This window comes from uncultured Comamonas sp., assembly GCF_964277875.1.
GTDB classification, from domain to species: domain Bacteria; phylum Pseudomonadota; class Gammaproteobacteria; order Burkholderiales; family Burkholderiaceae_C; genus Comamonas; species Comamonas sediminis.
Genome location: NZ_CAXYJV010000001.1, coordinates 34,082 through 45,268 on the forward strand (window position 1 = coordinate 34,082; position 11,187 = coordinate 45,268).

Annotated in this window: 14 protein-coding genes; 2 read left to right on the plus strand and 12 right to left on the minus strand. The window is 62.7% G+C overall.

The window, feature by feature from the left end; translation table 11 throughout:
• Position 1: 1 nt before the first annotated feature.
• Positions 2 to 598: a ubiquinol-cytochrome c reductase iron-sulfur subunit gene (gene petA / locus ACHWUQ_RS00170; protein ID WP_239810788.1), complete on the minus strand. Its 597-nt coding sequence runs from the start codon at positions 596 to 598 to the stop codon at positions 2 to 4.
• Between the two features lie 132 nt (positions 599 to 730).
• On the opposite strand from petA, the gene mscL reads away from it, so the two are divergent.
• Positions 731 to 1,159, plus strand: a complete 429-nt coding sequence (gene mscL, locus ACHWUQ_RS00175) for a large conductance mechanosensitive channel protein MscL (RefSeq protein WP_394680012.1) — start codon at positions 731 to 733, stop codon at positions 1,157 to 1,159.
• A gap of 73 nt (positions 1,160 to 1,232) precedes the next feature.
• Here mscL and pdxA read toward each other — a convergent pair whose 3' ends face one another.
• The 3 genes from pdxA to ACHWUQ_RS00190 form a co-directional block, all read right to left on the minus strand.
• Positions 1,233 to 2,285: a 4-hydroxythreonine-4-phosphate dehydrogenase PdxA gene (gene pdxA / locus ACHWUQ_RS00180; protein WP_373449760.1), complete on the minus strand. Its 1,053-nt coding sequence runs from the start codon at positions 2,283 to 2,285 to the stop codon at positions 1,233 to 1,235.
• A gap of 22 nt (positions 2,286 to 2,307) precedes the next feature.
• Positions 2,308 to 3,060: a Nif3-like dinuclear metal center hexameric protein gene (locus ACHWUQ_RS00185; RefSeq protein WP_394680013.1), complete on the minus strand. Its 753-nt coding sequence runs from the start codon at positions 3,058 to 3,060 to the stop codon at positions 2,308 to 2,310.
• A 102-nt stretch (positions 3,061 to 3,162) separates the two neighbouring features.
• Complete coding sequence (locus ACHWUQ_RS00190) at positions 3,163 to 4,485, minus strand: MFS transporter (RefSeq protein WP_239810785.1); 1,323 nt, start codon at positions 4,483 to 4,485, stop codon at positions 3,163 to 3,165.
• A gap of 581 nt (positions 4,486 to 5,066) precedes the next feature.
• Between ACHWUQ_RS00190 and ACHWUQ_RS00195 the strand changes: the two genes are divergently transcribed.
• Entirely contained in the window at positions 5,067 to 6,230 is a 1,164-nt protein-coding gene (locus tag ACHWUQ_RS00195) for a trypsin-like peptidase domain-containing protein (RefSeq protein WP_312416491.1), read from the plus strand.
• Between the two features lie 184 nt (positions 6,231 to 6,414).
• Here ACHWUQ_RS00195 and tatC read toward each other — a convergent pair whose 3' ends face one another.
• From tatC to hisI, 8 genes are all read right to left on the minus strand, one after another.
• Entirely contained in the window at positions 6,415 to 7,209 is a 795-nt protein-coding gene (gene tatC, locus ACHWUQ_RS00200) for a twin-arginine translocase subunit TatC (protein ID WP_239810782.1), read from the minus strand.
• A 137-nt stretch (positions 7,210 to 7,346) separates the two neighbouring features.
• Positions 7,347 to 7,868, minus strand: coding sequence for a Sec-independent protein translocase protein TatB (tatB, locus tag ACHWUQ_RS00205; protein ID WP_239810781.1), 522 nt, complete (start codon positions 7,866 to 7,868; stop codon positions 7,347 to 7,349).
• 65 nt (positions 7,869 to 7,933) lie between these two features.
• Positions 7,934 to 8,185, minus strand: coding sequence for a Sec-independent protein translocase subunit TatA (gene tatA / locus ACHWUQ_RS00210; RefSeq protein WP_239810780.1), 252 nt, complete (start codon positions 8,183 to 8,185; stop codon positions 7,934 to 7,936).
• A 103-nt stretch (positions 8,186 to 8,288) separates the two neighbouring features.
• On the minus strand, positions 8,289 to 8,645 hold the full coding sequence (locus ACHWUQ_RS00215; protein WP_239810779.1) for a histidine triad nucleotide-binding protein: 357 nt from the start codon (positions 8,643 to 8,645) through the stop codon (positions 8,289 to 8,291).
• A 95-nt stretch (positions 8,646 to 8,740) separates the two neighbouring features.
• The gene (locus tag ACHWUQ_RS00220; RefSeq protein WP_394680080.1) at positions 8,741 to 9,751 is read right to left on the minus strand and encodes a patatin-like phospholipase family protein; all 1,011 of its coding nucleotides are present in this window, start codon (positions 9,749 to 9,751) and stop codon (positions 8,741 to 8,743) included.
• A 91-nt stretch (positions 9,752 to 9,842) separates the two neighbouring features.
• Positions 9,843 to 10,232 (minus strand): hypothetical protein, encoded by a 390-nt coding sequence (locus ACHWUQ_RS00225; RefSeq protein WP_239810777.1) that lies wholly within the window; start codon positions 10,230 to 10,232, stop codon positions 9,843 to 9,845.
• Positions 10,229 to 10,606 carry a phosphoribosyl-ATP diphosphatase gene (locus tag ACHWUQ_RS00230; protein ID WP_312529640.1) on the minus strand — a complete coding sequence of 126 codons (378 nt, stop codon included), beginning with the start codon at positions 10,604 to 10,606 and terminating at the stop codon, positions 10,229 to 10,231. The genes ACHWUQ_RS00225 and ACHWUQ_RS00230 overlap by 4 nt, the downstream gene beginning before the upstream one ends.
• 88 nt (positions 10,607 to 10,694) lie before the next feature.
• A complete protein-coding gene (gene hisI / locus ACHWUQ_RS00235; RefSeq protein ID WP_182328367.1) occupies positions 10,695 to 11,093 on the minus strand; it encodes a phosphoribosyl-AMP cyclohydrolase in 399 nt (132 codons plus the stop codon).
• Between the last annotated feature and the right edge of the window lie 94 nt (positions 11,094 to 11,187).

Below are 11,187 nucleotides of genomic sequence, written 5' to 3' on the forward strand. Positions count from 1 at the left end.
CTTATGCTTTTTTGTCTTCGCCAATCAGCAGCTTGGTATCGCTCAGATACTGGTGCGCTGGCACTTCGAGGTTGTCGGGCGCGGGCTTGTTCTTGAATACGCGGCCGGCCAGGTCAAAGGTCGAGCCGTGGCAGGGGCAGAGAAAGCCGCCTTTCCAGTCGTCGGGCAGCGAAGGCTGGGGGCCGGGCTGCAGCTTGTCGGTGGGGGAGCAGCCCAGGTGGGTGCAGATGCCGATCACGACGAGCACCTCGGGCTTGATGGAGCGGGTTTCGTTCTTGGCGTAGGCCGGTGTCGGATAGGCGGTGCGCTCCGACTTGGGGTCGGCGAGCTGGCCATCGAGCTGGGGCAGCTCGGCGATCTGCTCAGGCGTGCGGCGCAGGATCCAGATCGGCTTGCCGCGCCATTCGGCGGTGATTTTCTCGCCAGGCTTGAGGTCCGAGATATCCACTTCAACGGCAGCGCCGGCGGCCTTGGCCTTTTCTGAAGGATTGAAGGAGCTGACAAACGGAACCGCAGTGGCGACTCCTCCGACAGCACCTGCGCATCCCGACGCTATCAGCCACGTCCTTTTACTGGAGTCGATGGAAGAATCACTCATGGGGCTCCTTGGTCAACGCTTATATCTCGGTTTTTGGCGGATTGTACGAAGTGTCTTGCCCATCATGCAATGCGCCGAAACCCTTGAAGCTGAGCGATACTAGGCGTCATGTTTATTTGACAGGAGCAGCGCATGAGCTTCATGAAGGAATTCCGCGAGTTCGCGGTCAAGGGCAATGTGATGGATCTGGCCGTTGGTGTGATCATCGGCGCCGCTTTTGGCAAGATCGTCGATTCGGTCGTCAATGACCTGATCATGCCTATCGTCGGTTTGGTCTTTGGCAAGCTGGACTTCTCCAATCTCTTCGTGGTGCTGGGCACTATCCCTGATGGCGTACCGCGCACACTGGACGCACTGAAAAAAGCGGGCATTCCGGTGTTTGCTTATGGCAACTTCATCACCGTCGCGGTGAACTTCGCGATCCTGGCTTTCATCATTTTCCTGATGGTCAAGCAGATCAACCGCCTCAAGCGCGACACGCCACCACCTGCGCCCGCCGCCACCCCGGAAGACGTGGTGCTGCTGCGCGAAATCCGCGACAGTCTGCAGCAAAAGCGTTGATTTTTTGCAACAAGGAAGCAGAAATTCTGCTTCTTTTGCACCGACACCACAGCAGCCTTTGGAGGCTGCTTTTTTATGCCTGCGGCTGCCCTGCGGCCAAGCGGCGTGCCATCTGCACTGCCGCAATCAGGCTGGCCGCATCGGCCAGGCCCTGGCCGGCAATGTCAAAGGCTGTGCCATGGTCCGGGCTGGTGCGCACCAGCGGCAGGCCCAGGGTCACGTTGACGCCCTCGTCCAGCCCCAGGTACTTCACGGGGATCAGGCCCTGGTCGTGGTACATGGCCACCACCACATCAAACGCGCCGGGATGCTCGGCACTGTGGCGGGCGCGCATGAAGACGGTATCGGGCGGCTCGGGGCCGACCACCTGCATGCCCAGCGCCTGCGCAGCGGCCACGGCGGGCGCTATGTGCTCCAGCTCCTCACGGCCCATCAGCCCTGCTTCACCGGCATGGGGATTGAGCCCCGCCACCGCTATCCGCGGGGGCCGCCCCAGCGCACGCAGCAAGGCCTCGTGCGTGATGCGGATGGTCTCCAGCACCTGCTCTTTGGTCACTGCGTCAATGGCATCGCGCAGCGATACATGGATGCTGACCAGCACGGTACGCAGCGCTTCATTGGCCAGCATCATGCGCACCGGCATTTGTGCCAGTGCTACCCCGGCATGCTGGGCCGCTTCGGCCTGCAGCAATTCGGTATGGCCGGGGAACGGGAGCCCGGCCAGGTGCAGCGCCTCCTTGTTCAAGGGCGCCGTCACCAACCCGGCAATCCGGCCTTGCAAGGCCTGGCGCGCTGCCCAGCGCACGCACTCGGCAGCAGAGCGCCCGGCCTCGGCCTGCACCTGGCCAAAAGGCAAAGGCCCGGGCAAGCCTGGCAGTGACAGCACCGGCATGCAACGCGGCGGCACGCTCCAGGCCTCTTGCGGATCCGCAATCTCGGCCACCGGCAGCGCGCAGCGGCCAGGGCCCTGCAGCATCTGCGCTGCGCGGCGCAGGGTCTGCAGCTCGCCGACGACAAAGCAGCCCAGCATCTGCTCGGGCGCATCACGAAAGGCCTTGGCCACGATTTCCGGGCCAATGCCGGCGGGGTCGCCCTGGGTGATGGCGAGCAAGGGAGCGGAGTGCACGGGGATGTCCTTCGGAGAAACGTCAGGCGGGATTGTCGATGTCGATAAAGTGATGCGCCACGCCCCACTGTTGGGCCACGGCGGCCGCAGCGGCGGGCGCGCCGTAGCGCTCGGTCGCATGGTGGCCGGCCGCAAAAAAGCTCACGCCGGTCTCGCGCGCCAGGTGGGCCTGGGGCTCGGATATCTCGCCGGTCAGAAAGCCATCAGCACCGGCAGCCATCGCGGCCTCAAAGAAGCCCTGCGCGCCCCCGGTGCACCAGGCCATGCGGCGGATGGGGCGTGGCGTCTCACCCGTCACCACGGTGACGGAGCGGCCCAGGGTCTGTTGTATGTGCGCAGCCACTTGCGCAGGTGGCAGCGCATCCAGGCTGCCGATAAAGCCCAGTTCCTGGTCGCCAAAACGGGCGTCGGCCTGCCAGCCCAGCTGCACGCCCAGTTGGGCATTGTTGCCCAGCTCCGGGTGCGCATCCAGCGGCAGGTGGTAGGCGAACAGATTGATGTCGTGCTTGATCAGCAGTTCGATGCGCTGCTTCATCCAGCCGGTGATGCGGCCGTCGTAACCACGCCAGAACAAGCCATGGTGCACAAAGATCGCATCGGCCTGGGCGGCAATGGCCGCCTCGATCAGCGCCCGCGATGCCGTCACACCGCTGACCAGCTTGCGGATCTCCGCCTTGCCCTCCACCTGCAAACCATTGGGGCCATAGTCTTTGAAGCGGGCGGGCTGCAGCAGCGCATCAAAGGCTTGCAGCATGTCTTGGCGGGTCGTAGTCATGCCCGATTGTCTCAGACCTGTGCGGCGCGCCACCCCGGAATCAAAAAACCCGCTGATGCCAGGCATGCAGCGGGTTCGAGGGGCGATTAGCCAGAAGCAGCTTTACTTCTTGGCGACCCAGCCCTTGACGGCCAGCGGCCAGAAGCCCATGGCCACGCCCAGCACGCCCATCGCGGCCACATAGTGGGCAGGCGCCATCACATCGGCCTGTTGCCAGACGGACACCAGCATCGGCGTCAAACCACCGAACACGGCATAGGCCATGTTGTACGAGAAGGACAGTCCCGTGAAGCGCACCTCGGGCGGGAAGGCGCGCACACCAACGACGGGCAGCAGCGAGATCGCACCCACAAAAAAGCCCACCAGCGCATAGGTCCAAACCAGCGAGACCTCGGTGCCAGGCAGGTTCAGGTAGAACAGATAGGCGGTAACGGCCATGCCGCCCCAGCCCAGCACCATCGCGGCACGCGTGCCCCATTGGTCCGACAGCCAGCCCCAGAACACGCAGCCGAGGGTCAAGGTCACAGTCGCTACGGCATTGGCCTTGAGGGCCACCGCTGGGGCGATATGGAACACCTTTTGCAGATAGGAAGGCGTGAACAGGATCACCACCACCACGGCGGTGGACAGGATCCAGGTCATCAGCGCCACGACCACGCTGGCTTCGCGGTGGTCGCGCAGAATGGTCTTCAGCGGCAGTTCGCGGTCCACCTGCTTGCGGGCCTGCATCTCCTGGAAGATGGGGGTCTCATGCAGGAACTTGCGCAGGTACACGGACACCAGGCCAAACACGCCGCCCAGGATGAACGGAATGCGCCAGGCCCAGTCGTGGATCTCGGCCGCGCTGTAGACGCTGTTGAGCCAGACGCCAATGATCGAGCCCAGGAAAATGCCGCCCGTGATGCCGGAGGTCAGCGAGCCAATCGCGAAGCCATAGCGTTTGGCCGGTGCGTGCTCGGCGACAAACACCCAGGCACCGGGCATCTCGCCGCCAATCGCAGCGCCTTGCAGCACGCGCATCGCCAGCAGCAGGATGGGCGCGGCCAAGCCAATGGTTTCATAGGTCGGCAGCAGGCCGATCACCAAGGTGGGCACGGCCATCAGGAACACCGACAAGGTGAACATCTGCTTGCGGCCCAGAATGTCGCCAAAGTGGGCGATCAAGATCCCGCCAATGGGGCGGGCCAGGTAGCCAGCCGCGAAGATGCCCAGCGTCTGCAGCTGGCGCATCCAGTCCGGCATCGAGGCCGGGAAGAACAGCGATCCCAGTACGTTGGCAAAGAATACAAACACCACAAAGTCATAAAACTCCAGGGTGCCGCCCAGGGCCGACAGGCCCAGGGTCTTGTAATCGTCCCGGTTCAAGGGGCGGTTGGCAGGCGAAGCAGCGGAAGCCCCACCTTGGTCAGCAGTCAGCGAAGTCATGTGTCCTCTACATATCAGAGCAGGACAGCGCAAAACGCAGCGCATTGTGGGCGCATATCAAGGGGTTCGGCGAGACCCGGGATGGCGGAAGTCAGCGCAAGCGAGAGGAGAGATGGACCCCTTCGCAGGGAACCACGATGAGCGCAGGAGCGCAGTCAAAAGGTTGGGAGGCCATTCTAGGTACTTACCCTTTGGCCTCGGTCAGTGTCACGAAAAGTATCCCTCTCTGCTGGGGCTTGCAACGGCGCCATCCTATCTGTGCCGCAATGACATCGTTCCGCCAGCAACGGTTTTTAGAGGCATTCTTCGAGAATCTCTGGGATTGGTCCGATTTGGAGAACAATGTCGCGGCCATGACATCGTCAAATACGATGGATTGCATCGCAGATGGCCGCGAGATGCGCCAGAATACCCGTGGCCCCTGCTGCGCCCGTCAACCGCCGCGCGGCGCCTGCGCCGCAGCGCATCAGACGGCACCGCAGCGCCTCGCTGCCAGGCCCGGTGCCATAATCAATAGCAATGCCCAACGCCGTTGCTGGCTGTCAGCCAGGCGCGGCCACCTTCACCCTATCCCAGGTTCTATGAAACGCCTCTGGCTTTTTTTCGCACAATCGGTCACCGTCTTGCTGGCCTTGTACTTTATCGTCGCCACCTTGCAGCCCGGCTGGCTGCAGCGCAACAACGCGGTACGCAGCAATGCCGGCATCGCGTTGATCGAGGCGCCGCAAAGCGAAGCCAACCGGGCCAGCGTCGCGACCAGCAGCTTCAGCCCCGCTGCCAAAAAAGCGTCGCCGGCGGTGGTCAGCATCAACACCAGCACGGCAGTGCGCCACCCGCGCGCCAATGACCCCTGGTTCCAGTTCTTCTTTGGCGACCAGGGCGTGCAGAACCAGGCGGGCCTGGGCAGCGGCGTGATCGTCAGCCCTGACGGCTATGTGCTCACCAACAACCATGTGGTCGAGGCCGCTGACGATATCGAAGTGACCTTGACCGATGGCCGCAAAGCCAAGGGCACGATCATCGGCACCGATCCGGAGACGGACCTCGCCATTCTCAAGATCAGCCTCGACAAATTGCCGGTCATCGTGCTGGGCAATTCGGATTCGGCCGAGGTCGGCGACCAGGTACTGGCGATTGGCAACCCCTTTGGCGTGGGCCAAACGGTGACCAGCGGCATCATCAGCGCGCTGGGCCGCAGTGAGCTGGGCATCAACACCTTCGAGAACTTCATCCAGACCGATGCGGCCATCAACCCCGGCAACTCGGGCGGCGCGCTGGTCGATGTCAACGGCAACCTGGTCGGCATCAACACGGCCATCTATTCGCGCTCGGGAGGCAGCATGGGCATTGGCTTTGCCATCCCCATCGCGCTGGCCAAGAACGTGCTCGACAGCATCGTGCGCGATGGCAAGGTCACCCGCGGCTGGATCGGCGTCGAGCCCAATGACCTGACACCCGAGCTGGCCGACACCTTTGGCGTCAAGGCCGACACCGGTGTGATCATCACCGGCGTGCTGCAAAGCGGCCCTGCCGCCAATGCTGGCATCCGCCCCGGTGATGTGATTACCCAGATCGGCGCGATGCCGGTGCACCATGTGCAAAGCCTGCTGACGGCCGTGGCCGCGCTGGTGCCCGGCACCACGTCCGAAGTGCAGTTGCGCCGGGGGGACCAGAGCCTGACCCTGCCGATCACTCCCGGCACCCGCCCGGTCAACAACCGCGCGATGCCCCAAGGCCGGCGTTAAGCGCTGGCGGGGTGCGCTGGCTGCGCCCTCGCCAGGGTCATGCATCCCACCGATGTGGAACCAGGCCGCCGAGCATTACCGCTGCGGCCAAGCCGCTCCAGCCCCCCGTACCCCACAAATACCAAAGCCCCGGCTGAACCCAGGTCAGCATGGGGCTTTGGTGTATCTGGCGGGCTGGCAGTAATCAGGCTGCTGCGTCAGCGTCGCTCTCTTCTTCCTTCTTGGGCTGGTTGCGCGAGAACCAGGTGGCGCCCAGGATGCCGACCTCGTACAGAATGCACATGGGCACGGCCAGCGAAATCTGCGACAGCACATCCGGCGGGGTCACCACCGCCGCGATGACAAACGACAGCACGATGAAGTAGCCGCGGAACGACTTGAGCTTGGCAATCTCCACCAGGCCCAGGCGCACCAGCAGAATCACCACAATCGGGACCTGGAAGGCCAGGCCAAAGGCCAGGTAGAGTGACAAGATGGCCTCGACATACGAGGCGATATCGGGCGTGGCAGCCACGCTCGACGGCGTGAAGTGCTGGATGAAGCCAAACATGCGGTCAAGCACGAACAGCTGCACAAAGGCAATGCCGGCGTATGCCAGCAGGCTGCCAAAGAAGATCAGCGGCAACGCAAACTTGCGCTCATGCATGTACAGGCCCGGTGCCACAAAGGCCCACAGCTGGTACATGATCCAGGGCAGTGCCAGCAAGATCGCTGCCATGCCCAGCACTTTGAGCGGGACGATGAAAGGCGAGAACACGCCAACCGCGATCAGCTTGGCGTCGGGCGGCATGTGCATCTTGATCGGATGGGCGATGAAATTCATCAAGCCATCAGGCCCCGGCCAGATGGCCAGCAGCACCACGGCGACGAGCACACCGCCAATGCTGTAGAGCAGCCTATCGCGCAGCTCCATCAGGTGCTGCACAAAGGGCTGCTCGGTGCCGGCCAGCTCGTCTTCTTTGGAAGGGGTTTCGGACATGGGGATATCAGTTGCGGATCAATGCATCACCGGCGTGCAGCACCTGGAGGCAGGCTGCACCATCGCGGACCGGTGGAATGCCAGGGAGAAAACATGCCAACGCCCTGCCCCTGGAGCCTGATGCGTTGCGGGCGCCATCACAGGCCGGACGATGGCTTTTTGGGCCGGAAACGTGCCACGCGTGCCGCGCCCGATTGCACATGGGTGCGCACACCCGCTTGGTGCTTGTACCACTGGGGCGTCGCGCCGCGCTTTACGCGCCAGTTCTTGCGCGGGTGGTGGTAGACCGGCGCCACCGCCGATGCCGAGCCACTGTCATAGCTCTCGGCATAGGGATCTGCGGTGTAAAAGCTGTCGTCGCTAGCCGATGAAGCCAGGCCATTGGCCTGGTCGTTGAGGTTTTTCTCGAAGTCTGCCGAATTGGTGCGGATGGTGTTTTCCACATCCCGCGCGGCTGACTCGACGTTCTCTTTCATCTTGCGCAGCTCGTCAAGCTCCATCGAGCGGTTGACCTCGGACTTGACGTCGTTGACATAGCGCTGCGCCTTGCCCAGCAAGGTGCCCACCGTGCGCGCAACGCGCGGCAGTTTTTCAGGGCCGATGACGATCAGTGCCACCGCACCGATCAAGGCCATTTTGGAGATACCGAGATCAAACATTCCAGTCCCATCGAATGCACAGCAACGGTTGCTGCGGCTTGCCCGCAGCCCCAGCGGCGCGCATATCAGCCCTTGTTCTTGGCTTCTACGTCGATGGTGGAGTTCTTGTCAGCGACGGGCGACTGGCCCACCTGCTGTGCCGTGGTCGTCGTGGGGGCAGCGGGCGAGGCCGAGTCACTGCCGTCCTTGATGCCATCCTTGAAGCCCTTGACCGCACCACCCAGATCGGTGCCGATGTTCTTGAGCTTCTTGGTGCCAAACACCAGCACCACGATGAGCAGAACAATCAGCCAATGCCAAACAGAAAAGGAACCCATGAAATTCTCCTAGCGAATATGCACATTTTAGACGCCTTGGGCATCTACCAGTTTCGTAATACTGTCACAGGGCGAGGTCATCGCCGTTGGGCGGAGCCAGCGCTCAGCCCTTTTTCCAGGGCCGGGGGCCGCCCAGCAGGTGGATGTGCAGGTGGTGCACTTCCTGGCCGCCCTCCTCGCCGGTGTTGACCATCAGCCGGAAACCCCCTTGCGGATAGGGGTTGCAGCCGTTGTCCAGCGCCAGTTGCGGTGCCTTGGCCAGCATGCGGCCCAGCAACGGAGCATCTTCGGCACCGACCTGCGCCATCGACGGGATGTGCCGCTTGGGCACCATCAGCAAATGCACGGGAGCGGCCGGGTGGATGTCCTTGAACACCAGCATGTCCTCGTCCTCATGAACCTTGCTCGACGGGATTTGGCCGGCGATGATTTTGCAAAAAAGGCAGTCGGGATCGTGCATAAAATTCTTATCTCTCAAAACAACGGCGGCGCCGCAGCGGGCAGCCACCAGCACTGGGCACGGTACAAGCAGCAACCGTGCCAACCATCAGTAAATTACACCTTGAAGCCAGAACGCACACCGACATCGGCGCGGTGCTGGGTCAGCCAGTTCTCGCCGGACACACGGCCCCGCTCAAACAGTTCGCGCACAAAGGGCGCATCGGAGCGGTTCTTGCTGGACGCGCCATAGCTCTTGAGCACGGCACCCCCATCCACATGGTGCATCAGCATGTACTTGTAGCGTTCACGGTCCAGCTTGCCTTCATCGAGCAGGCGGCGCACAAAGCCCATCGCCCGCAACTCCGCCAGCAAGCTGGCGTTGAAGGTGATTTCATTGATGCGGTCCATGATTTCCTGGACGTTGGTGGGCACCTCGTTGTACTCAATCGGGTTGAGCTGCACCAGCAGCACATCGCTGTTGCCGGTTTGGTAGATCAGCGGGTAGAGCAAGGGATTGCCGGAGTAGCCGCCGTCCCAGTAGTGCTGGTCCTTGATCTCGACCGCCTTGTACATCATCGGCAGGCAGGCGGAGGCCATCACCGCATCGGCGGACAAGCGCTTGCCACTGAACACCTCGCCCTTGCCGGTGCGCACATTGGTCGCGCAGACAAACACCCGGGGGGCATTGCGGCCTTGCTCGTACTGCAAAAAGTCGAAATCCACCACTTTCTCAAGCAGACGGCGCAGCGGGTTGATATCGAGGGGATTGGTCTGGTAGGGCGAGAGCCACTGGCTCATCATGTCCCAGATGGCCTTGCCAGCCATCGGCACGCCCGCCATCAGGCTGCCCATGGTACCCACGCCTTCCCAGAACTGGGTCAGGCTCTCCCGGGCCGATTCGCAGCCGGCCTCATGGGCCTTGCGCCGGTCTGTCTGGGTCGCTGCCGCCTTGCCATAGCCATAGGCCATCACGACGGCATTCATCGCGCCGGCACTGGTGCCGCTGATGCCCTCGGCCCAGAGGCTGCGGTCAGCCAGCAAGGCATCGAGCACCCCCCAGGTGAAGGCACCATGCGAGCCGCCGCCTTGCAAGGCCAGGCTGATCGGAGGGGTGTTTTCGTCCACCCCCTTGGAGCGCGGCAGGCGTTTGGGCGCTTCGGCTTCGACGGGCACCGGCTCTCCCGGCAGCGCTGGCGCTTCGGGCTGCGGCTCGGCGCTAGCCATGGATGGCCTGGTCTTTGTTCATTGCCAGCATGCCGCGCACGATGCGATAGAGAAACCACAGCGAAATCAGCGTCCAGGCAATCCAGCCAGGGACGAGGAACAGGATCCACAGCGGCGCGGTGACCACATACAGGATGCCGGCCCAGATGACGCTGCGAATGCGCCAGGAGAAGTGGCTTTGCTGCCAGGTGCCTTGCGCATCGCTGCGCTTGACCAGGTCGATCACCAGCGCAATCAGCAGCAGCACGATGCTGGCCTGCGCGCTGGGCACCACCGCCGCCACTGCCACGATCAGGTGCAGCAGGTAGCTCACCCAGCCCCAGGTCTTGAGGCTTTCCATCGCGGCCGAATCCACAGTCTTCACGTCAACGACATCATTCATGCGGAACTCCCTTCTTCAGCTTCACGGTCTTTTACCTTGCGCATCGCCTTCTCTTCCAGGCCACTGAGGCCTTCCCGGCGTACCAGTTCATTCACCACATCAGCGGGGCTCAGGCCATAGTGGGTCAGCGCCACCATCGTATGAAACCACAGATCGGCGACTTCGTACACCAGTTTGGAGGCGGGCGCCCCGTGGTCCACATCCTTGGCAGCCATCACCACCTCGGTCGCCTCCTCTCCCACCTTCTTCAAAAAGGCGTCGGGCCCCTTGTGCAGCAAACGGGCCACATAGCTGGCCTCGGGATCACCGCCATTGGCAGGTTTGCGCGACTCCAGCACTTCGGCCAGACGCATCAAGGCATCCGTCGAGGACATGGCAGCAGAGGGGGAGGTATCGGTCATATCGGAAATATAGCGAAGCAGCCGCAAAGGGCTGCAGAGGAAGGCGGATGCTGGACAGGGATTATTTGTAGATCGATTCCGGGTCTTTCAAGACCGGATCGACCGCTTGCCACTGGCCATCACGCAACACGCTGTAAAAACAGCTGTGGCGGCCTGTGTGGCAGGCAATGCCCGGCTCATGCCCCGTCTGGGTCACGCTCAGCAGCACCACATCATTGTCACAGTCAATGCGGATCTCGTGCACGGTCTGCACATGGCCGGACTCTTCGCCCTTGAACCACAGCTTGCCGCGCGAACGGCTGAAGTACACCGCCCGGCCCAGCTCGGCCGTGTGGGCCAGCGCCTCGCGGTTCATCCAGGCAAACATCAGCACATCCTTGGTGTGCTGCTCCTGCGCAATCACGGGCACCAGGCCCTGCGCATCCCATTTCACTTGATCGAGCCAGTTCATGCGGGGAATTGTCTCGCATTCAATGCAGTTGTGCGCACTGCAGGGAGAAAACAGCCGCCAATGCAACCGGCCCGGTGCAGCGAATGCAGCCGGGCCGGTGGGG

What these genes read in the sequence shown, in the direction of transcription:
- petA (WP_239810788.1), bottom strand. Translation starts at nt 598, where the DNA reads ATGAGTGATTCTTCCATCGACTCCAGTAAAAGGACGTGGCTGATAGCG.
- mscL (WP_394680012.1), top strand. Translation starts at nt 731, where the DNA reads ATGAGCTTCATGAAGGAATTCCGCGAGTTCGCGGTCAAGGGCAATGTG.
- ACHWUQ_RS00185 (WP_394680013.1), bottom strand. Translation starts at nt 3,060, where the DNA reads ATGACTACGACCCGCCAAGACATGCTGCAAGCCTTTGATGCGCTGCTG.
- ACHWUQ_RS00190 (WP_239810785.1), bottom strand. Translation starts at nt 4,485, where the DNA reads ATGACTTCGCTGACTGCTGACCAAGGTGGGGCTTCCGCTGCTTCGCCT.
- ACHWUQ_RS00195 (WP_312416491.1), top strand. Translation starts at nt 5,067, where the DNA reads ATGAAACGCCTCTGGCTTTTTTTCGCACAATCGGTCACCGTCTTGCTG.
- tatC (WP_239810782.1), bottom strand. Translation starts at nt 7,209, where the DNA reads ATGTCCGAAACCCCTTCCAAAGAAGACGAGCTGGCCGGCACCGAGCAG.
- tatB (WP_239810781.1), bottom strand. Translation starts at nt 7,868, where the DNA reads ATGTTTGATCTCGGTATCTCCAAAATGGCCTTGATCGGTGCGGTGGCA.
- tatA (WP_239810780.1), bottom strand. Translation starts at nt 8,185, where the DNA reads ATGGGTTCCTTTTCTGTTTGGCATTGGCTGATTGTTCTGCTCATCGTG.
- ACHWUQ_RS00215 (WP_239810779.1), bottom strand. Translation starts at nt 8,645, where the DNA reads ATGCACGATCCCGACTGCCTTTTTTGCAAAATCATCGCCGGCCAAATC.
- ACHWUQ_RS00225 (WP_239810777.1), bottom strand. Translation starts at nt 10,232, where the DNA reads ATGAATGATGTCGTTGACGTGAAGACTGTGGATTCGGCCGCGATGGAA.
- ACHWUQ_RS00230 (WP_312529640.1), bottom strand. Translation starts at nt 10,606, where the DNA reads ATGTCCTCGACGGATGCCTTGATGCGTCTGGCCGAAGTGCTGGAGTCG.